24 protein-coding genes are annotated in these 20,910 nt (G+C 66.5%); 9 read left to right on the plus strand and 15 right to left on the minus strand.

Features of this window, described 5'->3' with window-relative positions:
- Positions 1-61: 61 nt before the first annotated feature.
- A complete protein-coding gene (locus GOQ09_RS00275) occupies positions 62-1,486 on the minus strand; it encodes an FAD-binding oxidoreductase (RefSeq protein WP_157611170.1) in 1,425 nt (474 codons plus the stop codon).
- 84 nt (positions 1,487-1,570) lie between these two features.
- Between GOQ09_RS00275 and GOQ09_RS00280 the strand changes: the two genes are divergently transcribed.
- From GOQ09_RS00280 to GOQ09_RS00295, 4 genes are all read left to right on the plus strand, one after another.
- Positions 1,571-2,071, plus strand: a complete 501-nt coding sequence (locus GOQ09_RS00280; RefSeq protein ID WP_157611171.1) for a DinB family protein — start codon at positions 1,571-1,573, stop codon at positions 2,069-2,071.
- A gap of 23 nt (positions 2,072-2,094) precedes the next feature.
- Positions 2,095-2,688 (plus strand): cob(I)yrinic acid a,c-diamide adenosyltransferase, encoded by a 594-nt coding sequence (locus GOQ09_RS00285; protein WP_157611172.1) that lies wholly within the window; start codon positions 2,095-2,097, stop codon positions 2,686-2,688.
- Entirely contained in the window at positions 2,685-3,047 is a 363-nt protein-coding gene (locus GOQ09_RS00290; RefSeq protein ID WP_242630944.1) for a hypothetical protein, read from the plus strand. Before GOQ09_RS00285 ends, GOQ09_RS00290 begins: the two co-directional genes overlap by 4 nt.
- A 240-nt stretch (positions 3,048-3,287) precedes the next feature.
- On the plus strand, positions 3,288-3,809 hold the full coding sequence (locus GOQ09_RS00295) for a class IV adenylate cyclase (RefSeq protein ID WP_157611173.1): 522 nt from the start codon (positions 3,288-3,290) through the stop codon (positions 3,807-3,809).
- A 9-nt stretch (positions 3,810-3,818) separates the two neighbouring features.
- On the opposite strand, the gene GOQ09_RS00300 is transcribed toward GOQ09_RS00295, so the two are convergent.
- Positions 3,819-4,457: a GDSL-type esterase/lipase family protein gene (locus tag GOQ09_RS00300; protein ID WP_157611174.1), complete on the minus strand. Its 639-nt coding sequence runs from the start codon at positions 4,455-4,457 to the stop codon at positions 3,819-3,821.
- 51 nt (positions 4,458-4,508) lie between these two features.
- Positions 4,509-4,691: a hypothetical protein gene (locus GOQ09_RS00305; protein ID WP_126746597.1), complete on the minus strand. Its 183-nt coding sequence runs from the start codon at positions 4,689-4,691 to the stop codon at positions 4,509-4,511.
- A gap of 221 nt (positions 4,692-4,912) precedes the next feature.
- On the opposite strand from GOQ09_RS00305, the gene GOQ09_RS00310 reads away from it, so the two are divergent.
- Positions 4,913-5,362: an RcnB family protein gene (locus GOQ09_RS00310; protein ID WP_157611175.1), complete on the plus strand. Its 450-nt coding sequence runs from the start codon at positions 4,913-4,915 to the stop codon at positions 5,360-5,362.
- A 14-nt stretch (positions 5,363-5,376) separates the two neighbouring features.
- Here the strand turns inward: GOQ09_RS00310 and GOQ09_RS00315 are convergent, their stop codons facing one another.
- The gene (locus GOQ09_RS00315; RefSeq protein ID WP_126746599.1) at positions 5,377-5,637 is read right to left on the minus strand and encodes a hypothetical protein; all 261 of its coding nucleotides are present in this window, start codon (positions 5,635-5,637) and stop codon (positions 5,377-5,379) included.
- A 114-nt stretch (positions 5,638-5,751) separates the two neighbouring features.
- Complete coding sequence (locus GOQ09_RS00320) at positions 5,752-6,696, minus strand: CysB family HTH-type transcriptional regulator (RefSeq protein WP_157611176.1); 945 nt, start codon at positions 6,694-6,696, stop codon at positions 5,752-5,754.
- Between the two features lie 205 nt (positions 6,697-6,901).
- Between GOQ09_RS00320 and GOQ09_RS00325 the strand changes: the two genes are divergently transcribed.
- Complete coding sequence (locus GOQ09_RS00325; protein WP_157611177.1) at positions 6,902-7,504, plus strand: TetR/AcrR family transcriptional regulator; 603 nt, start codon at positions 6,902-6,904, stop codon at positions 7,502-7,504.
- Between the two features lie 207 nt (positions 7,505-7,711).
- Positions 7,712-8,641: an alpha/beta hydrolase gene (locus GOQ09_RS00330; protein WP_157611178.1), complete on the plus strand. Its 930-nt coding sequence runs from the start codon at positions 7,712-7,714 to the stop codon at positions 8,639-8,641.
- 48 nt (positions 8,642-8,689) lie between these two features.
- Here the strand turns inward: GOQ09_RS00330 and minE are convergent, their stop codons facing one another.
- From minE to GOQ09_RS00355, 5 genes are all read right to left on the minus strand, one after another.
- Entirely contained in the window at positions 8,690-8,968 is a 279-nt protein-coding gene (gene minE / locus GOQ09_RS00335) for a cell division topological specificity factor MinE (protein ID WP_126746603.1), read from the minus strand.
- A 3-nt stretch (positions 8,969-8,971) separates the two neighbouring features.
- Positions 8,972-9,787: a septum site-determining protein MinD gene (minD, locus tag GOQ09_RS00340; protein WP_157611179.1), complete on the minus strand. Its 816-nt coding sequence runs from the start codon at positions 9,785-9,787 to the stop codon at positions 8,972-8,974.
- 58 nt (positions 9,788-9,845) lie between these two features.
- On the minus strand, positions 9,846-10,622 hold the full coding sequence (gene minC, locus GOQ09_RS00345; RefSeq protein WP_157611180.1) for a septum site-determining protein MinC: 777 nt from the start codon (positions 10,620-10,622) through the stop codon (positions 9,846-9,848).
- A gap of 121 nt (positions 10,623-10,743) precedes the next feature.
- Positions 10,744-12,030, minus strand: a complete 1,287-nt coding sequence (locus GOQ09_RS00350) for a solute carrier family 23 protein (protein WP_157611181.1) — start codon at positions 12,028-12,030, stop codon at positions 10,744-10,746.
- Positions 12,031-12,131: 101 nt separating this feature from the next.
- Entirely contained in the window at positions 12,132-12,554 is a 423-nt protein-coding gene (locus GOQ09_RS00355; protein WP_021004772.1) for a hotdog fold thioesterase, read from the minus strand.
- Positions 12,555-12,638: 84 nt separating this feature from the next.
- On the opposite strand from GOQ09_RS00355, the gene GOQ09_RS00360 reads away from it, so the two are divergent.
- Positions 12,639-13,979, plus strand: coding sequence for a hypothetical protein (locus GOQ09_RS00360; protein ID WP_157611182.1), 1,341 nt, complete (start codon positions 12,639-12,641; stop codon positions 13,977-13,979).
- Here the strand turns inward: GOQ09_RS00360 and GOQ09_RS00365 are convergent.
- From GOQ09_RS00365 to GOQ09_RS00375, 3 genes are read right to left on the minus strand one after another with little or no spacing between them, the layout of a single operon-like run.
- The gene (locus GOQ09_RS00365; RefSeq protein WP_157611183.1) at positions 13,963-15,210 is read right to left on the minus strand and encodes a metal-dependent hydrolase family protein; all 1,248 of its coding nucleotides are present in this window, start codon (positions 15,208-15,210) and stop codon (positions 13,963-13,965) included. The genes GOQ09_RS00360 and GOQ09_RS00365 overlap by 17 nt on opposite strands.
- Complete coding sequence (locus GOQ09_RS00370) at positions 15,207-15,716, minus strand: GAF domain-containing protein (protein ID WP_157611184.1); 510 nt, start codon at positions 15,714-15,716, stop codon at positions 15,207-15,209. Before GOQ09_RS00370 ends, GOQ09_RS00365 begins: the two co-directional genes overlap by 4 nt.
- A gap of 12 nt (positions 15,717-15,728) precedes the next feature.
- Positions 15,729-17,096, minus strand: coding sequence for an MFS transporter (locus GOQ09_RS00375; RefSeq protein WP_157611185.1), 1,368 nt, complete (start codon positions 17,094-17,096; stop codon positions 15,729-15,731).
- A gap of 121 nt (positions 17,097-17,217) precedes the next feature.
- On the opposite strand from GOQ09_RS00375, the gene GOQ09_RS00380 reads away from it, so the two are divergent.
- Positions 17,218-18,135: a LysR family transcriptional regulator gene (locus GOQ09_RS00380; protein ID WP_157611186.1), complete on the plus strand. Its 918-nt coding sequence runs from the start codon at positions 17,218-17,220 to the stop codon at positions 18,133-18,135.
- A gap of 1 nt (position 18,136) precedes the next feature.
- On the opposite strand, the gene GOQ09_RS00385 is transcribed toward GOQ09_RS00380, so the two are convergent.
- Both GOQ09_RS00385 and GOQ09_RS00390 read right to left on the minus strand, forming a co-directional pair.
- Positions 18,137-19,945, minus strand: a complete 1,809-nt coding sequence (locus tag GOQ09_RS00385; protein WP_157611187.1) for a feruloyl-CoA synthase — start codon at positions 19,943-19,945, stop codon at positions 18,137-18,139.
- Between the two features lie 2 nt (positions 19,946-19,947).
- The gene (locus GOQ09_RS00390; protein WP_157611188.1) at positions 19,948-20,907 is read right to left on the minus strand and encodes a 3-hydroxyacyl-CoA dehydrogenase NAD-binding domain-containing protein; all 960 of its coding nucleotides are present in this window, start codon (positions 20,905-20,907) and stop codon (positions 19,948-19,950) included.
- Between the last annotated feature and the right edge of the window lie 3 nt (positions 20,908-20,910).

Raw genomic sequence — 20,910 nt, forward strand, 5'->3', positions numbered from 1 at the left:
GCTCAACAAAAAGCCCGGCGCTCTTGCGAGCCGCCGGGCTTTTTTCTTGTCCTCGAACGGATCAGAGCGCGAAGATCTTTCCGGGATTCATGATGTTCTTGGGATCGAGCGCGCGCTTGATCGTGCGCATCATGTCGATGGCGCCCACGCCGGCTTCCGTCACCAGGAAGTCCATCTTGTGCAGCCCCACGCCGTGCTCGCCGGTGCAGGTGCCTTCGAGCGCCAGCGCGCGGCTCACCAGGTCGTGGTTGAGCTTTTCGGCCTTCACGCGCTCTTCGGGAATGTTCGGGTCGAGCAGGTAGCCGAAGTGGAAGTTGCCGTCGCCCACGTGGCCGACCAGGAAGTAGGGGATGCCGCTGGCGTCGGCCTCGGCCACCGAGTCGAGCAGGCAATCGGCCAGGCGCGAGATCGGCACGCAGGTGTCGGTGGAGATCACGCGGCAGCCGGGGCGCGACTGCACGGCCGCAAAGTAGCTGTTGTGCCGCGCGGTCCACAGGCGGGTGCGTTCTTCCGGCGTGCTGGCCCATTCGAAGGCATTGCCGCCGTGGCCGCTCGCGAGCTCCTGCACGGTCTCGGCCTGTTCCTTCACGCCGGCCGGCGAGCCGTGGAATTCCATCAGCAGCATCGGCTCTTCGCGCAGGTTGAGCTTGGCGTAGGCGTTCACCATGCGCACCGTGTTCACATCGATGAGTTCCACGCGCGCAATCGGCACGCCGAGCTGAATGGTTTCGATGGTGGTGCGCACCGCGGCTTCGATGCTCGGGAACGAGCAGATCGCGGCCGACACGGCCTCGGGCAGCGGATAGATGCGCAGCGTGACCTCGGTGACCACGCCCAGCGTGCCTTCGCTGCCCACCATGAGGCGCGTGAGGTCGTAGCCGGCGGAAGATTTCTTTGCGCGCGTGCCGGTGCGGATGACGTCGCCGCTGGCCGTGACCACTTCGAGCGCCAGCACGTTCTCGCGCATCGTGCCGTAGCGCACCGCATTCGTGCCGCTCGCGCGCGTGGCGGTCATGCCGCCGATGGAGGCGTCGGCACCCGGATCGATGGGGAAGAACAAGCCCGTGCTCTTGATCTCTTCATTGACCTGCTTGCGTGTGACGCCGGGCTGCACCGTCACCGTGAGGTCGTCGGCATTGACCGACAGCACCTTGTTCATGCGCGACACGTCGATGCTGATGCCGCCTTGCACCGCCAGCAGATGGCCTTCGAGCGATGAGCCCACGCCGAACGGAATGACCGGCACGCTGTGCTCGCTCGCGAGCTTCACGGCATCGGCCACGTCCTGCGTGCTTTCGGCAAACACCACGGCCGAAGGGGGCGGGGCGTCGAACGACGACTCGTCGCGGCCATGCTGCGTGCGCACCGCCATGGCCGTGGAACAGTTGGCGCCGAAGCGAGCCTTCAGCCCGTCGATGAGGGCGGCGGGCACGTCGCGCAGATGAAGCTCCGGCAGCAGGTGCGAGGTTTGGGTCGGGGCGTTCATCGGGTGTCTCCTGAATGATGTGGATGCGGGGCTCTGTTCGGTCATTTTACGGAGCGAGCACCATAATGCGCTTCGGAAAAAGCCATGAACCCTACGACGCTCGCTGCCCTTGCGGCATTTCCCTCACTGCTCGAAGCGCATTACGCGATCATCCCTGAGGCGCACCGCCACTGGGCCCCGCGGTCATGGGTCGGCGTGCCCAGCGAGGCCTTCACGGCCATCGAGCAGCTGTGCCATGTGCGGGACATCGAAATCGAGGGCTACCACGAGCGCTTTCGCCGCACGCTGCAAGAAGACACCCCCACGCTGGCGTCGATCGACAGCGAACCGCTTGCCATCGAACGCGGCTACGGCAAGGCCGACGCGGCGCAAGTGCTGGCCGAATTCCGCATTGCGCGCGCGCAGACGATGGAAATCATCTCGCAGCTGAGCGACGCGCAACTCGCACGCCCGGCCGTGTTCGAGGGCTACGGACCGCTCACCATGCGCAGCCTCATTCATTACCTTTGCAGCCACGACCAGCAGCATCTTGCAGGCCTGCAGTGGCTGCTCGGCAAGATCGATGCATCCAAGGTCGGGCAGTAGAAAACACAAGAACAGGAGCGCCCATGAGCAACCGACTTTCGCAAATCGCCACCCGCACCGGCGACGACGGCACCACCGGCCTCGGCGACAACACCCGCGTGCCCAAGGACCACTTGCGCGTGCATGCCATGGGCGACGTGGATGAGCTCAATTCGCAGATTGGCCTGTTGCTGTGCGAGCCCATGCCAGAGCCCGTGCGCGAGCTGCTGGTCGACGTGCAGCACCAGCTCTTCAACCTGGGCGGTGAGCTGTCGATGCCGGGCTACACACTGCTGAAGGCCGATGCGCTGCTGCAGCTCGACAACGCCCTTGCCGAACACAACGCCGCCTTGCCGCGCCTTGCTGAATTCATCCTGCCCGCGGGCACGCGCGCGGCCTCGCTCGCGCACGTGTGCCGCACGGTGGCACGGCGTGCCGAGCGTGCGGTGGTGGCACTCGGCGCCACGGCCGAACTCAACGACGCATTGCGCCAGTATCTCAACCGGCTCAGCGACCTGCTCTTCGTGCTCGCACGTGTGCTCAACCGCATGAACGGCGGCGACGACGTGTACTGGAAGAGCGAGCGCATGGCGCGCGCAGCGGCCGCCGATGCCAAAGACGAAGGAAGCCCATCATGAAGAAGATGTCCGTCCATGCCCACGCCCTGGCCGTTGCGGCTGCAGCGGCCCTGCTGCTGTCCGTGCCCACCGTGCATGCGCAGAGCGCCGACAACCCGCCCAAGGCGGAGCGCGCCCACACGCTCAACCCGCCGCCGCGCGGCAGCACGGTCGTCAACAGCGTGCAGCGCGGCACCAACGCTGCGGGCCGCGGCATCGACCGCGCGGAAGACGCAACGCGGCGTGGTGTCAACAACGTGTCGGAAAAAGCCAGCCGGCCGGTGCGCCGAGTGGGCGAGTCTTTTGGGCGCAAGCTGGCACCGGGGTCCAGTGGCCGCGCTGCGCCGCCGCCTGTGGGGCCGCAAGGGAACGCGCCCTGATTGACGTGCTTTGTTCGGGGCGGCGGTTGATCAGCGTTGCACCAGCAGCGTGACCCGGTGCACAGGGCATCGGGTGCTCCGCGCAGCGAAATAAAGGAGGAGGGGCGCAGCCCCGGGGGACATTCGCGGAGGGGAGTACCCGGTGGCCTGTGCACGAGCCCTGAACAAGAGCGCCTGAACAAGAGCCAAGAGCGCCTCGACAAAAGCCCCCGAACACGGCAGACAGCGAACAACCAACAAATGGCAAGAAACATTGAGATCAAGGCCCGCATCGACAGCGTGGAACGCGTGGCGCTCATTGCAGCGAAGTTCGCTGATTCAGGTCCCATCGAAATCGCACAGGACGACACCTTCTTCCGCTGCGAGAACAGCGCAGACCGCCTCAAGCTGCGCACCTTCGCGCCCGACCGCGCCGAGCTGATCTTCTATCGCCGCGCGAACAGCAGCGGCCCCAAGGAATCGTTCTACCTGATCTCGCCCACTACAACGCCGGACACGCTGCGCGAATCGCTCACGCTCGCATGGGGCCAAGCGGGCCGCGTGCGCAAGCAGCGTCGGCTCTTCATTGTGGGCCGCACGCGGGTGCACCTCGACCGTGTCGAAGGGCTCGGTGAATTTCTCGAGCTTGAAGTGGTTCTGAAAGAAGGCGAATCCGCCGAGGCTGGCGTGGCCGAGGCCCATGCGCTCATGGCGCAACTCGGCATTGCATCCGACCAGCTGGTGCAGGGCGCCTACGTCGATCTGCTGCAGCAGGCCGCATGAGCGCTGTTGTCAGCGCCAGCCCGCGGCCTTGAGCTGGTCCGCGAGCTGTTCCGCGACTTTGGCATAGCCCTGAGCGTTGGCGTGGATGCGATCGGAGCGCAGCGACGTGTCCGACAACACGCTCGAATACACATTGGCAACCAGCAGCGCCTGCCCGGACTTCGCGACTTCCTCGTAGAACGGTGCGTCGCTCAGCGAGCCCACGGCTGCGCGCATCGCATCGGGTGCCGGCGTGGCAAGCAGCGCGACATACGGCGTGTGCGCGCGTGCCTGGCTCACAAGCGATGCGAGGTTCTCGCGCGTGGCCGAGGGTGACACGCCGCGCAGCATGTCGTTTCCGCCAATGCCGATCAGGATGGCGTCATAGCTTTCCGCGGCCAGCAGCGCCGGCAAACGCTCCAGCGCCCCCGCTGACGTGTCGCCGTTGATGCCCGCGTTCTCGATCTGCCAGCCGGTGAGCTCACCCAGTTTCACAGGCCACGCCGCGCCGGGAGGTGCGCCGTAGCCGAAGGTCAGGCTGTCGCCCAGGGCGAGCACGCGGGCATCCGATTTCAACGCCGCGGTGGAGGGCTTGCGCTTGCCGCAGGCGGCCAGCAGGGTTGTTGCGGGCACGGTGGCCAGCAGGTGGAGGAGGTGTCGTCGCTTCATGCTGCGCGCGAGCTTAAACGCAGTCGCGGAACCACATGCTTCCGACGCCGTTCAATCAGGGCGTTTGAAGAACCGGTAGAGGCCGGCAACCACCATGACGGCGCCCAGGAACGCGACGGCTGTCTGGCCGCCCTCGTAGCCGCCCACTCCGGCAGGCGGGCCCGTCATGAACCACCGGAGGAGCATGCCTCCACCCCAAATTACGCCGATGGCACCGATGATCTTGTCGCGCATATTTGATTGATGGCGCCTCCAGCGCCTGATGATCTGTATTCGCATTGTCCCCAAAGCACCCAAGCTCGACGCAAATCACCCATGCAAAACCGGGATTGAAGGACAACGTGCCGCCCCGATACCAGCGCTTACGTGATTTCACCTGACGGCGACCTGATGTGCTCCGGGCAGACACAAGCGCTGCTGACAATGGACTCGTCATCAACACGAAGGAGTTCCAGATGATCATCAAGTCAAAGAGCATGGCCGTTGCAGCTGCGGCACTCGCGATGTGCATGGCAGCGGGAAGCGCCTTCGCGCAAGACCGTGGCCATGATCGGGGCTACGACCGTGGCAACGATCACGGCAACGGCCGCTACGAACAGCAGCATCGCCAGTTCGACCGGCACGACAACCGGCGCGGCGATCGCGGCGACCGCTACAGCCGCGAAGACTACCGGGAAGGCCGCCACTTCGATCGCCGCGGTTATCCGCAACCGCACGCCGAGTGGCGCCGCGGCGGACGTGTGCCTCATGAGTACCGCGGCCGCAACTACGTGGTGAACGACTGGCGCGCCTACCGCCTGCAGCAGCCGCCCCGCGGCTACCAATGGGTGGGCGTGGGCGGCGACTATGTGCTCGCGGCCATTGCCACGGGCCTGATTGCCCAGATCATCGTGGGCAACCAGTAAGCGCCAGGCTCAGCCTACGCTGTCACAGTGGGCAGCGACTGGGCGCACACGTTGCGCCCGGTGATGGTGAGCCGCAGGCCGCCGCCGTGCCATTCGAGCCAGTTAAGGCTCACATACGCCTCGATGTCGCTGTCGTCGATGCGGTCGGCCTGGCGGCTTTGCAGCAACTCCACGGTGGCGGGCAATGCCCGTCTCAGCCGCTCACGCCGTTCGGCGGCGTCGGCCGCCTTGAGGGCGGCCTTGGTTTGCTGTTGCTGCTGCGGGGTCGATGCCATTGCTGATCCGTTCCGGGAAGCCAAGGAATTAACCCGAATGTACGCTCCCTGTGTGAAGCGGCATGCTTCTTTTTTAATCCTGTTGCTGCGAGCGTCGAATACGTTGCATCCGCGCTAGATTTCGTAGTGCGATCCCGTCGCTTCGCCGCCCAGAGCCTTTTCGACGACGGTGCGCGTCAACGTGGGTGCGAACGATTCGATGAACGCGTACACGTACTTGCGCAGATAGTTGCCGCGCCGCACCGCGAGCTTGGTCAGGTTGATGCCGAAGAGCCGGCCCGCATCGAGCGCGCGCAGCTGCGTGTCGCGCTCGGTCTCGTAGGCCACGCCGGCCACGATGCCCACGCCCATGCCCAGCTGCACGTAGGTCTTGATCACGTCGGCATCCATGGCCGACAACACGATGTTCGGCGCCAGCCCTCGCTGCGCAAACGCCTCGTCGATCCGCGAGCGGCCCGTAAAGCCGGTGTCGTAGGTGATGAGCGGAAAGCGCGCCAGCGCCTCCAGCGTCAGCGGCGCGTCGAGCAGCGCATGGCCCGGCGGCACCACCACGGAGTGCGTCCAGCGGTAGCAGGGCAGGGCCACCAGTTGCGGGTAGTCGCCGAGCGCTTCCGTTGCAATGCCCACGTCGGCCTCGCCCTCGATCAGCATCTGCGCAATCTGCTTGGGCGAGCCCTGGTGCAGGTGCAGCTTCACGTTGGGGAACTGCGCGCGAAATTCCTGCACCGCCACCGGCATTGCATAGCGCGCCTGCGAGTGCGTGGCCGCCACCGAGAGCAGCCCGCTCTGCTGCGCCACGAACTCCTGTCCCGCATGCCGCAGGTTGCTGCTTTCCATCAGCATGCGCTCGATGATCGGCAGCACGTGGCCGCCTGGTTCGGTAAGCCCGGTGAGCCGCTTGCCGGCGCGCACGAAGAGTTCGATGCCCAGTTCTTCCTCCAGCTCGCGGATCTGCCGGCTCACGCCCGGCTGGGAGGTGTGCAGCGTGTTGGCAACCTCGGTCAGGTTGAAGCCGCAACGAACGGCCTCGCGTACCGAGCGCAGTTGTTGGAAGTTCATCTGGCGCGAAGGAATCCGAGAGGAAGAGAGAGGGGAAAACGGTGACAGGCCCGTAGCGGGGCCGCCCAGCGATTCTCGGCAGAAGCGCATATGCGGGGAACGATGCGTTTGTTGGTTTCACATGAGCAAATCATCTTTGCGGGCATGCTGCATTGCGCTCGCACGCCGATTTGCAATTTCGCACGTATGTGCTAAAGTCGCCTCCATGGACGCCAAGACCCAGAAAAGCGAACTCACCCGCACCGCCATCATCGGTGCGGCGATGGACGTTGCCCTGACCGAGGGCCTGGAAGCCATCACGCTCCAGGCCGTGGCCAGCCGCCTGGCGCTTTCCAAGAGCGGCGTGTTTTCCCGCGTGGGCTCGCGCGAGGCGCTGCAGAAGGCCGTGATCGAAGAGTACGGCCGCCGCTTCCTGGCCGACGTGTTCGTGCCCGCCATGCAAAAGCCGAAGGGCCTTGCACGGCTCAACGACATCGTCGACCGCTGGATCGCTCGCACCCGCGACATCGAGGCCGAAACCGGCTGCATCTACACGGCAGGCGCGTTCGAGTACGACGACCGCGAAGGCGAGCTGCGCGACCTGCTGTTCAGCGAGATCACCCGCTGGCGCGCCGCGCTACGCCGCACAGTGCTGCAGGCGGTCGAAACCGGCGAACTCCGGGCCGACACCGACGCCGGGCAGGTGGTCAGCGAGATCAACGGCCTCATCATCGGCCTTCTGCACGACGCGCGCTTTCTGCGCGATCCACAAGCCGCCGACCGCGCCATGCGCACCTGGCAGCGGCTGCTTTCCAGCTACCGCGCCTGAGCACCGGACGGGCAGTTTCCTTCGTCATTCTTCGATTCAATTTCGCACAATCGTGCGATAAAAAAGGAGCAGCACCATGCTGATCATCGCTCTCTGCCTCGTTGTCTATGTGGGCGCCATCGGCGTCGAAACCGTCCGCGATGCGCTGCGCAGCCTGCCGCGCAGCAACGACGACTGGGTCTGGTTCTGAACGCGGGAGCCCATTGAATGACAAGCACCAGCAGCACCTCCTCGTCCGCGGCAACGCATGCCGCGCAATCGAACTACTACCGCCCCAGCCGCCTGATGCGCGCAGTGCGCCTCGGCCTGACCACGTCGGAGCGCCTGTGGCCCGCATTGGGCGTGCGTGCGGCGCATCGCATCTTCGGCACGCCGCTGCCGCTCAAGTGGCTCTATCGCGCGCAGGCGCCCGGCGCAGGATGGCGGCGCGAAGCCTGGAGCTTCGAGAACGCGAGCCTCGGGCTCTATCACCTCGCCACGCAGGATTCAGGCGCCGAATCCGCGCCCGTCGTGCTGCTGGTGCACGGCTGGGGCGGGCATGCGGGCCAGATGCTGACGCTGGCGGAGGCGGTTGCCGGCGCCGGCCTGCGCCCGGTGCTGCTCGAGCTGCCGGCCCATGGCCGCAGCGCCGGCATGATGAGCAACGCGCCGCAGTTCGCGCGTGCCATCTCGTACGTGGTGGCAAGGCTCGTGGCGGACGGCCATGCGCTCAGCGCCGTGGTCGCGCATTCGATGGGCGCCAACGCGCTCGGGGTGGCCGCCGCGCAGGGCTTGCGCGCCGAGCGGCTGGTGCTGCTGGCACCACCGGCGTCGGCGCGCGAATTCACTCGCTACTTCACGCACACCTTCGGGCTGAGCGAGAAGACGCGGCTCGCCATGCAGCGGCTGTTCGAGGCGCAGGAAGGCTTCTTGATGGCACAGCTCGAACCGGCCGCCGTGGGGCCGCGCATCGTGCAGCCGACGCTGATCGTGCACGACCGTGACGACCGCGTGAACCGGTTCGCCGATGCGGAGGCCTACCGCGATGCAATCAAGGGGGCGCAGCTCGTGGCCACGCAGGGGCTGGGGCACCGCCGCATCCTCAAGGAAGAGGAGGTGGTCCGCCAGGTAACGCGCTTCATTGCGCGTGCGGACTGACCGAAGCCGCGCAGGCAGAGCGGGTTGCGCGGCCCGCCTCGCGGGCGTTCAGCGCGCCGGCGTGGGCGAGGCGTCGGGCAGTTCGATCTTGATGTCGAGCACTTCGAGGTCGTCCTGCTTTTCCAGGTGAACCTTGATGTCCTCGGCATTGATCTTCACGTATTTGGAGATCACCGCCATCAGCTCGCGCTGGAGGTCGGGCAGGTAGTCGGGGCGCTTCTTGCCGCTGAGGCTGGACCGCTCGTGCGCGAGGATGATCTGCAGCCGCTCTTTGGCGACGCTGGCTGTCTTCTTCTTTTCGCCGAGCAGGAACGAGAAAAAGGACATGGCCTACTTGCCTCCAAAGATTCGCTTGAAGAAGCCCGGCTTTTCGGCATCGACGAAGCGCATCGGGCGGTCTTCGCCCAGGAAGCGCGCGACCACGTCGCTGTAGGCCTTGGCCACGTCGGTGTCCTTGTCGTGGATGGCGGGCACGCCCTGGTTGGACGCCTGCAGCACGCTTTCGGATTCGGGAATGACGCCGATCAGCTTGATGCGCAGGATGTCCTGGATGTCTTCCAGCGAGAGCATCTGGCCGCCGGCCACGCGGTTGGGGTTGTAGCGGGTGATCAGCAGGTGCTCCTTGATGGGGTCGCCGCCTTCCTTCGCCCGCTTGGTCTTGCTGCTCAGCATGCCCAGGATGCGGTCGGAGTCGCGCACCGAGGATACCTCGGGGTTGGTCACCACCAGTGCCTCATCTGCAAAGTGCATGGCCATCATCGCGCCGGTCTCGATGCCCGCGGGCGAGTCGCACACGATGTAGTCGAACTCCATGGCGGCCAGGTCGTTCAGCACCTTTTCCACGCCCTCTTGCGTCAGGGCCTCCTTGTCGCGCGTCTGCGAGGCCGCCAGCACGAAGAGGTTGTCGCACTGCTTGTCCTTGATGAGCGCCTGGCTCAGGTTGGCTTCGCCCTGGATCACGTTGATCAGGTCGTACACCACGCGGCGCTCGCAGCCCATGATCAGGTCGAGGTTGCGCAGGCCCACGTCGAAGTCGATCACCGCCGTCTTCTTGCCCGCGAGCGCGAGGCCCGACGCAAAGCTGGCGCTCGTCGTGGTCTTGCCGACGCCGCCCTTGCCTGAGGTCACCACCACAATTTTGGCCATGGCCATTCCTTCTTGTTTCGATTCGGTTGTTGGTTTTTAAGATTCGCCGCGTGCCCGGTCAGGGAATCGCGTCGATCACTAGCTTCTTGCCGTCGAGGCGTATTTGCGCGGGCTTGCCAAGCACGGGGTCGGGCAGCGGCACTTCGTTGGTGCGGTAGATGCCCGCAATGGCCACCAGCTGCGCTTCCATGCAGGTCGAGAAGATGCGCGCCTCGGTGTTGCCGCGGGCGCCGGCAATCGCCTTGCCTCGCAGCGGTGCATACACATGCACGTTGCCGTCGGCGATGACTTCGGCGCCAAAGCTCACCACCGCGGTCACCACCACGTCGCCGCCGCGAGCGTAGACCTGCTGGCCAGAGCGCAGCGGCTTGTCGATCACGAGCGTGCCGTTGGCGGGCACCGGTACTTCGCGCACGATTTGCGGGGCCTCGCTGGCGGGCGCTGGGGCTGCGGCCGGCGGTGCGGGGGAACGCGGCGCGGGCGCCACCGGCATCGCCGTCAACGAGAGGCCGGCCGCGCGGGCCGCGGCATTCTGGGCGTCGTTGCCCCCGCGCACCGCAATGGGTTGCGTCTGGTGGCGCGCCAAGAGGCCGCGCAGCGCCGCAAAGTCGAGCTCGGCGGGTTCCTCACCGCTCTCTTCGTCGGGCTGGAGCTGCGAGAGGTCGATGACCACCGGCTCCTGCTCGAAGAAATCGGGCGAGTCGGCCAGTTGCGCATCGAGTGCCTCGGCCAGCACGGCCAGGTCGGCCGTCTTGAGGATCACTGCAATCAGCGGCAGCGTGGCGCTTTTGAATTCGAAAACCGCCTTGGTGCGCGCGGCGGAGACATCGGCCATTGGAAAACGTCGGTGCGAAAAGCGTTGGAGTCTAACGGGCGCGGGCTTCGGGCCGGCGACCGGCCCCCGCATCAATCACCCGCAACAACACTTCTTGCACGGCGTTTCACTTTCACTGCGCTCAGGCGTTGCGCGATCGGCCCAGCAGTGCGTAAAGAATGATCGCACCGAAAGTGGCGGTTCCGATGCCGCCCAGAGCGAAGTCGCCGAACTTCAAGGTGAAGTCGGCGGTGCCGATGATCAGCGTGATCGCGGCCACGATGAGGTTCTTGTTCTGCGAGAAGTCGACCCGGTTGTCGACCCAGATCTTGGCGCCCGCAATGGCAATGAGGCCGAACACCACGATGCTCACGCCGCCCATCACCGGCAGCGGAATCGCCTGGATCAGCGCGCCGAACTTGGGGCTGAAGCCCAGCACCAGCGCAATGACCGCGGCCACCACGAACACCGCCGTTGAATAGATGCGCGTGGCCGCCATCACACCGATGTTCTCGGCATAGGTGGTCACGCCCGTGCCGCCGGCGGCGCCGCTCACCACTGTGGCAATGCCGTCGCCGATGAACGCGCGGCCGATGTAGGGGTCGAGGTTGCGGCCCGTCATGGCGGTGACGGCCTTCAGGTGGCCAAGGTTTTCCGCCACCAGGATGATCGCCACCGGTGCAATCAGCAGCATGGCATTGGCCGTGAACACAGGCGCGGTGAAGGTCGGCAGGCCGAACCACGCCGCGTTGGCAATGCCGCTCAGGTCCACCGGCTTGCCCAGGCCCATGCCGTTGGTAAGCGCCGCATAAATCACGGTGGCCAGGATCAGCCCGACCAGGATCAGCAGGCGCTGCAGCATGCCGCGCGTGAACACCGCCACCAGCCCCACGCAAAGAAAGGTCATGGCCTGCATCCAGGCGTCGAAGTTGCCGGCCGCCATGTTCTTGACCGGCACGCTTGCCAGGTTGAGCCCGATCACCGCCACCACCGCACCGGTAACCACCGGCGGCATGAAGCGTTCGATCCACCCCGTGCCCACGGCCTGCACGATCGCGCCGATAAGGATGTAGATCACCCCGCAGGCCACGATGCCGCCCAGCGCCACTGCAATGTTGGCGTTCGGCCCCTTGCCCGCATAGCCGGTGGCCGCAATGACCACGCCGATGAAGGCGAAGCTGGAGCCCAGGTAGCTGGGTACCTTGCCGCCCGTCACCAGGAAGAAGATGAGCGTGCCGATGCCGCTCATGAGAATCGCGATGTTCGGATTGAAGCCCATGAGGATGGGCGCCAGCACCGTGGCGCCGAACATCGCAATGACGTGCTGCACGCCCATGGCGCCGGTCTGCAGCCAGGGCAGGCGTTCGTCGGGCGCGACCACGCTGCCCTCGGTGGCGGCGACTTCGCGCCAGCTGAATAGATTGCTCATGAGTGGTTATCTCCTCGGTAGTTTTATGTGCCTTGTGGGCTTGTTCTGGCCGCTTTTATCGGCCCGCTGCCGCCCCGCGCGCCGGGCGGCTGTCTTGTTCGCTAGCGCGGCGGCAGCACCGCCATTGTGATGCGCGAGACGCAGGTCAGGTCGCCCGCGTCGTTGGTCATGTCGATCTGCCACACCTGCGTGGTGCGCCCGCGGTGCACCGGCCGTGCCGTGCCCGTGACCCAGCCGCTGGTGGCCGAGCGGATGTGGTTGGCGTTGATGTCCAGGCCCACGGCCCGGTCGCCCTCGGGCGCCGAATAGTGCGCGCCGCACGAGCCCAGCGTTTCGGCCAGCACCACCGACACCCCGCCGTGCAGGATGCCGTAGGGCTGGCGCGTGCGCTCGTCCACCGGCACGCGGGCGCGGATGAAGTCGTCGCCCACCTCCAGAAACTCCATGCCCAGCGTGGAAACGGCGGTGCCGATGTGGTTGCGGGTGAGCTCTTCGACCGAGATGTCTTTCTTCCAGATTCGCATTCGTTTTCTCCGGTACGGATGTTCTGGAAACTATAGCGATGGCGGCTGACAATGGCAGTCTCCTTTGCGTGCTAACTTGCTGCGATGAAGCGCCCTTTCAGACTCTGGCTTGCCGGCATTGCCGCGGTCCTGCTGCTCGGAGCCGGGGGGCTGGTGTGGGTGGTAAGCACCCGCTTGCCCAGCGACGAAGAGGTGGCGGTCCGGATTTCCGAAGCCTTCGAAAAGCGCTTCGGCGTTGGCCTGAAGGTGGGCGGTGCGCATTGGGCGCTGCTTCCGGCGCCCGTGCTCGTGCTTTCCAACGTCGCTACCGATCAGCCCCGCCCGATCACGCTGCGCCGCATCACCCTCCAGTTCAAGCTAGGTGAGCTGCTGCGCCGCGTCGTCGCCCTCGACGAGGCCGAGATCGAAAGCCTGGTGCTGCCGCGCGAATCGTTCCGCGCATTTCGCGGCAAGGAGCCCAAGCCGAAGGAAGCCGGCAACATTGTCGCGCTGCCCTCTCCTTGGACGCTCGCGCCCGTGCCGCTCGAAAAGCTGCGCTGGCGCGACGTGGTCTGGATCGACCGGCGCGATATTGCGCTGGCCTATGACGGCGAGATCAGCTTCGATGCCAACTGGCGCCCGCGCCAGGCGCGCCTCGAACGCGCCGGCGCATCGCCTCCCGCCCGGCTGCGCCTGGACCGCGCCGCGGCAGGACAGGACCGGTGGCGCACCCGCATCGACGTGGGCGGCGGCACGTGGAACGGTGTCACTCTGCTGGAAACGCTGCCGGAAGACAGGCTGCGCGTATCGGCCGAACTCGAGCCGCGCCAGATCGACCTCGAAGGCCTGGTGCAAGCCTTCGGCCGGCGCACGGCGGTCGTCGGCAAGGTTTCCGGCTTTTCCACGCTGGTGGCCGAGGCCGGCGACCTGGGCGGGCTGATCCGCGGCATGCGCTCCCGCACCACCTTTTCGGTCCGCCCCGCCACGCTCACCGGGCTGGACCTGGCCAAGACGGTGCTCACCGCGGGTACCGAGCGCAGCGGCACCACGCCGCTCGACGAGCTCACGGGCACTCTCGAAACGCAGGGCACCGAAGACGGCATCGTGCTGCGCTACACCAACCTCAAGGCGCGCTCCGGGGTACTTACCGCCAGCGGCAACCTGCGGTTCTTCAACCGCAAGCTGGACGGCGAGCTGGCGGTCGATATCGTCGACGGCGTGGTCGGCATGCCGCTCAAGATCGGCGGCACCGCCAGCGACCCACAGATTTCCCTGACCGGCGGTGCGCTGGCCGGCGCCGCGGTCGGCACCGCGGTGCTGCCGGGCGTGGGCACGGCCATCGGCGCGCGCGTGGGGCAGCAGGTGGAAAAGCTGTTCGGCGCGGAGACACCCACCAAAAAGGCGGCGCCTGCGCCACGGAAGCCGGGCGTCACGCCAGCTCGTTGAACTGGATCACACCCTCCTTCATGACCAGCGGAATGCGCTCGCCTTGCCCCAGCAGGCACGAGACGTCGCGCAGCGGATTGCCGTCGACCACCAGGAGGTCGGCCAGCGCACCCGGCACCAGGCGGCCCAGCCGGTCTGGCATGCCCAGCACTTCGGCGCCGATCACGGTGGCACTGGCGATGGCCTCGGCCGGCGACAACACCTCGGCACGCAGGCGGAACTCGTCGCTCTGCAGCCGCTGCGATTCGCCCAGCAGGTCCGAGCCGAAGCCCATCTTCACGCCGGCCGCCTTGTAGATCTCCAGCGAGCGCAGGCCGGCCTCGCGCACGTCGGCCACCTTGGCGACGCTTTCCTTCGGCAGGCCAAAGCTCTCGCCTTCATTGGCCAGCGCGTCGTAGGTGACCAGCGTCGGCACCGCGAAGGCGGCCATTTGCGCCATGAGCGCCGCCGTGGGCGCGTCCACCAGATTGCCGTGCTCGATGGTGCGCACACCGCAGCGCACGGCCCGGGCAATGGCCTCTGCGGTGTAGGCGTGGGCCAGCACATAGGTGCCGCGTGCCCGCGCTTCCTCGACGATGGCGCGGATCTCATCCTCGCTGTAGCCGAAAGCGCCCACCGGGTCGGTCGGCGAGGCCACGCCGCCCGAGGCCATGATCTTGATCTGGTCCGCGCCCATCTGCAGTTCTTCGCGCACGGCCCGGCGCACCGCGTCGACCCCGTCGACCACGCGTGCCAGCGCGCCCACCCGCACGCAGGTCGGACAGGGGCCGTTGGGGTCGAGAAAGTCGGAGCGCGCCCGCATGTCGCCGTGACCGCCCGTCTGGCTCAGCGCGCGGCCCGAGACGAACAGGCGCGGGCCCTGGGCCAGCCCGGATTCGACCGCCTGCTTGAACGCAAACCCCGCACCGCCGGCATCGCGTACGGTGGTGAACCCGCGTCGCAGCATGCCGCGCAGCATGGACACGCTGCGCAGCGTAATGAGCACGTTCGGCATGTGCACCTGCCGCGAGAGATTGAGCTCCACCGCGACCACGTGCACGTGCAGGTCGATCAGGCCGGGCATCAGCGTCTTGCCCTTCAGGTCGATGACCCGCGCTGCCTTGCTCTGCAGCGGCTTGTCGGAGACCTCGCGCACCACGCCGTCTTCCACCAGCACGTCGTGCCCTTCCATCAGTTCGCCGCGTAGCGGATCGAGCAGGTAGGCGTTCTTGAAAAGCACCGTGTTCGTCATGCCCTGGACTCCTTGCTGTGTTGCGCCATCACGGCGGGCACCGCCAGTTGCGCGAACACGCGCGCGAGCTCGACATGCCCGGTGCCGTACCAGTTCTCTTCATGCAGCATGTTGAGCGTGCCCAGTGTTTCGCCGCGCCAGCGCAGCGGAATGTTCAGCACGCTGCGGCAGCCCAGCGAAACGATGAGTTCGTGGTCGTAGAAAACGTCGCGCAGGTCGTCGGCGTTGCGGCCGATGTAAGGCAGGCCGCGCTGCATTACCTGCTGCATCCACGGTGAATCGGTAACCGGCTTGCGCCCGCCCACCGGGTAGGCCTCGCGCATGTTGGTGTACACGCGCTCCGACTCTCGCGCCTCCCGGTGGTGCACCAGGATGGTGAAGAGCCGGTGGCCGATGGTTGCGGCCACAGCCTTGTCGAGCGCGCCGAAGGTGGCCTGGGGTTGCTGCGTGTCGGCGTGCGCGCGTGCGACGACCGACAGCGATTCATCGAGAAGCTTGGGTTGCATGGATGTCTTGTGTCAGGAAAGTTCGGCTGCCGCAATGTCTTCGAGCGAGCGGCCACGTGTCGGAATGCCCATGAAGGTGACGGCCGCCGCGCCCAGCAGCAGCACTGCCGTGGTCATGCCGAACACGCCCGCAAAGCCCAGCGCCGGATAGATAAAGCCCACCAAGATCGGCGCCGTGATGCCTCCGATGCGCCCGATGGCCGACGCCAAGCCCGAGCCCGTTGCTCGCACCTGGGTCGGAAACACCTCTGGTGTGTAGGCATAGACACCCGCGTAGGTGCCGTTCATGAAGAAGGACAGCAGAACGCCTGCCGCCATGATCTGAGCGTCGCTGTGCGTAAAGGCCAGCCCCAGCGCAGAGATGCCGCCCAGCAGCATGTAGCTCACGATGGTGGCTTGCCGGCCGATCTTCTCGTTGAGCCATGCGGCCGAGAAGTAGCCCGGAATCTGCGCGAGGTAGATCACGAGCGAGTAGCCGAAGCTCTTGGTGATCGTCATGCCGTTCTGGATCAGAAGGCTGGGAATCCAGGTGAAGAACGAGTAGTAGCTGAAGGTGATCGCCAGCCACATCAGCCAGGTCATGGTGCTGATGCGGATGAGCTTGCGGGAAACCAGCGTGGCGTAGTTCTTCAACAGGCTGCCGCGGCTGTTGCTGGGCGGCGGCGCGGCCACGTCTTCCGCGTTGAGCGCGGGCAACGCAAGGCCGCGCTCCACCGTCTCGGACTCCATCGCGTCGACGATGGTTTCGGCTTCGGCCTGCCGGCCCTGGCTTTCGAGCCAGCGCGGCGATTCGGGCAGTGCGCGCCGCCACCACAACAGCAGCAGCACCGGCATCGCGGTAATGAAGATGACGATGCGCCATCCTTGCGGATGCGCCGGCACGATGAAGTAGCCCAGCAGCGCCGCCGCGACGAAGCCGAACGAGAAGAAGCCCGCGAGTGCGCCGGTGAAAGTGCCCCGGTAGCGGCGCGCCACGAACTCCGAAAGGTAGGGCGCAATGATCGCGCTCTCGGCACCTGCGCCGAAGCCGGCCACGATGCGCAGCGCAAGGAACACCGTCCAGCTGTCGACCATGCCGCTGAAGAGCGATGCCACGCAGTAGATCGCCAGCGCCGACATCATGACCACGCGCCGCCCGAACAGGTCTCCGCAGGTGCCGGACGCGAGCGCACCGAAGAAGAAGCCGATGAAGTTCGCGCTTGCCAGCACGCCTATCTGCACGCTGCTGAGCCCCCATTCGGTGCGCAGCACCGGCAGTACGAAGGCGATTACCGCGGCGTCCATTGCGTCGAAGGTGTAGCCCAGCCCTCCCATCATGAGCAGCCGGCGGTGAAAACCGGAGAAGGGCAGGCGCTCGATACGAGCCGACAGCATGGTCATGTGAATCCCTCGACTTCGGTGGTAGTGCGATGAAGCGGCAGATCGTAGGATCGCGGGGATATCACGACAAATTTATACGTGTGATTGTGTTTATAGATTCAGTGAATGGTCAGGCCGCACAATGAACTACCGCTCCGCCGATCTCAACCTGCTGAAGGTGTTCGAGGCCCTCATGACCGAAGGCAACGTCACACGCGCAGCCAGCAAGCTGTCGCTCACGCAGCCGGCGGTCAGCAATGCACTGCGCCGCTTGCGGGAAACCTTCGACGATGCGCTGTTCGTGCGCAGCGGCGCCGGCGTCAACCCGACTCGGCGGGCCATCGACCTGTGGGAGCCGCTGTCGCAGTCGCTCCATGCGATTCGCGGCACGCTCGATGTAGAGCGCTTCGACGCCCTGCGCAGCACAGCCAGCATCAGCATCGCGATGTCAGACTACGTGTCGGGCATCGTGGTGCCGCGGCTCGCCAGCAAGCTCAGCAAGGCGGCGCCGTCGATGCAGATCCATGCCATTCCCAACAGGCTGGTGGATTTCGACAAGGTGCTGGCTGACAACAAGGCCGACTTCGCGATCAGCGTCTACAACGAGGAAGTGCAGCGACCGGCATTTCTCAAGTCAAGGGCGCTGTGGTCGCCCGATTTCGTCTGCGTCATGCGCACCGGGCATTCACTGGCGCGTGCCGACAGGATCCCGCTGAAGAAATTCCTGGCGGCGCGCCACGTGGACGTGAGCCTGGTTGGCAAGACCACGCCCACCTACGACCTGTTCCTGCACAGCCGCGGGCTGCAACGCAACCTCGTCGCGACGGTGAACCACTATGGCGCGGCGTACGAGGTGGTGCGCCGTTCCGACCTGATCGCAGTGCTGCCGTGGTCCGAGAAGTTCGAGCCCGCGCGCCTGGCCGGCCTGCGCCGGATGCCGGTGCCGCTGGAGGCGCCGGCGCGCATCATCGAACTCTTCTGGCACCAGCGGCACGAGACCTCCGCGCTGCACCAGTGGCTGAAGAACACGCTGCTGGCGCTGTTCGAGCAGCCCTCGTGATTCAATCGCCCGGGCGTATCACCTGCAAGTCGTGCCCCGCGCCGGCATGCAGCCGTGCCACGTCGGCCGCGCGCCGCGTGAGCACCGCGCGCTGGTTGATGTAGCCCTTGTCGGTGATCTCGCCCGCATCCAGGCTCGGCGGCTCGATGAGCACCAGCGCGCGCGTGGGGCACTGCGACGATCCCCCGCCTTCGTCCCGCAGCGTGCGCAGCACGTCGGCGATTCGCGCGGCCAGTGCCTGCGGCGCAGCCTGGGGAGCGGCAAACACCAGCATGCCGATCTCGTCGCCGTCATGGCCGGTGAGCACCACGTCCTGCGCATGCGGCGCCAGCATCGACACCAGCTTGACGCGCAGGGTACCCACCGACACCCAGGTGCCGCTCGAGAGCTTGAAGTCTTCGGCCACGCGGCCGTTGAAGACCACGCCGCGCTCGGGCCGGCCGGCATCGGCCAGATAGCCCGCATCGCCGATGCGGTAGTAGCCCTCTTCGTCGAACGCCTCCGCCGTTTCGCGCGGCGCATGGCGGTAGCCCGGAAATACCGAGACGCCCTTGACGCGCATCTCGAGCTTCTGCCCGTTGGGCACGAACTTGAGTTCGAGCCCCGGCAGCGGTGCGCCGATGCAGCCCGCGCCGTCGAGCTTCCAGTGCGCCGAGGTGATGGCGGGCGAAGTTTCGGTCGCTCCCCACGAGGTGGTGAGCCACAGCGGCCGCTCGGGCCGCACGCGCTCGGCCACTGCTTCGAGCCGCTGCCAGGTCGAGGGCGCGAGCGCCGCCGCCGCATAGAAGGCGAGCCGCAGCCGCGAGAACACCTCGGCCGCGAGCGCATCGTCGGCTTCGAAAAACGGCAGCAGCATGTCGAACCCGCGCGGCACGTTGAACAGCAGCGTGGGTTTTACCTCGCGCAGGTTGCGCACGGTCTTTTCGATGAGCCCCGGCGCAGGCCGGCCCTCGTCGATGTACAGCGCGCCGCCGTGGCACAGCACCATGTTCAGGTTGTGGTTGGCGCCGAAGGTGTGGCTCCAGGGCAGCCAGTCGACCAGCACCGGCTTCTCCTGCGTGAGAAAACGCCAGGTCTGCGCCATCATCTGCTGGTTGGCGCACAGCATGCGGTGCGTATTGATCACCACCTTGGGCTTGCCCGTGGAACCCGAGGTCAGCAGGTACTTGGCGTGGGTGTCGGGCAGCACGGCCTGGTAGGCCTGCATCACGGCCGGCGTTTCGCTGGCCTCGAGCAGTTGCGCGAGGGGCAGGGCGCCGGCATGCACATCGGCATTGCGGCTGAACACTGCCACCGCCTCCACGCCGCAGCCCGCGAGCGCGCCGCCGTACACCTTGGCGTCCGATGCGTAGACCAGCGCCGGTTGCAGCGCCTGCAGCATGCCGTGCAGCCGCGACGGGTCCTTGGCCATGCGCGAGTACGCGCTCGACAGCGAGCAGGCCGTGCGCCCGATGTGCATGGCCGCCAGCATCAGCACGGCATGGTCGATCGAGTTGTCCGAGAGGATCGCGATGGGCTTGCCCTCGGGCAGCTTCAGGTCGAGCAGCGCCTGCGCCACCGCGCCCACGGCTTTGCGCAGCGCGCGGTAGTCGAGCCTGCGCCAGCCTTCGCCGCTCTCGTCGCGCTCCGCAAAGGCCAGCGCGTCGGGGGTTTCGCGCGCCCAGCGCTCGATCCATTCGCCGATGCAGCGCGCATAGGGCCGCAGGGCCACCGGTGAACGCAGCGCGAAGGAGCCGTCGTCGAAGTCGATGCGCACCGTGCGGGGCGGGGCGATGTGGCTCTCGTCCAGGAGGAAGTCGTCGTCGGTCATTTCTAGTCGAGTCTGCCGGTATCGGCCTTGGCGCGAATCAGGTCTAACAGCAGGATGTCCCGCGCTGCTTCCAGGTCGGTAACGCGCCGCGCACCCAGTTCCTCGGCCACGCCTTGCGTCACCTGCTGCTTGAGGTCAGGCGTCATCGACGGCGCACCGAGGTCCTTCCACCAGTCCTCGATCGGCCCGCCCAGGTGCGCGAGCACGTGTTCGATGCCGCCCGCACCGCCGGAGAGATGCAGGTTCATGAACGGCCCCATCACCGCCCAGCGCAGGCCCGGGCCGTGCGCAATGGCGGCGTCGATGTCGGCCACGCTCGCCACGCCTTCGTTGACCAGGTGAAAGGCTTCCCGCCAGAGCGCGGCCTGCAGCCGGTTGGCAATGTGGCCCTTGACCTCGCGCTTCACGTGGATCGGCCGCTTGCCGATGGCCGCATAGAACGCCATCGTGCGTTCGATGGTTTCGGCCGAAGTGCGCTCGCCGCCGACCACTTCCACCAGCGGAATCAGGTGCGGCGGATTGAACGGATGGCCCAGCACCACGCGTTCCGGGTGCTTGCATTCGGCCTGCACGGCACTGATGGCAAGCCCTGAAGAGCTCGACGCCAGGATGGCATGGGCCGGCGCGGCCTCGTCCATGCGCCGGAACAGGTCCGTCTTGAAGTCCAGCCGCTCGGGGCCGCTTTCCTGCACGAAGTCGGCGTGCGCCACGGCGTCTTCAAGCCGGGCGTGAAAGCGCAGCCGCCCGGCCGAAGCCCCGGCCGCCAGGCCGAAGCGTTCAAGCGTCGGCCAATGCGCGGCCACCGCCGCGCGCAGCCGCGCCTCTGCATCGGGCGAGGGATCGGTGGCGTCTACGTCCAGCCCCTTTGCCAGGAAGAAGGCGGCCCAGCTGGCGCCGATGACGCCCGTCGCAACCACCGCCACGCGCTGCGGGGATTTGGCAGGGTGGGGAGTCGGTTCCATCCG

The organism is Variovorax paradoxus, assembly GCF_009755665.1.
Classification (GTDB): domain Bacteria; phylum Pseudomonadota; class Gammaproteobacteria; order Burkholderiales; family Burkholderiaceae_C; genus Variovorax; species Variovorax paradoxus_G.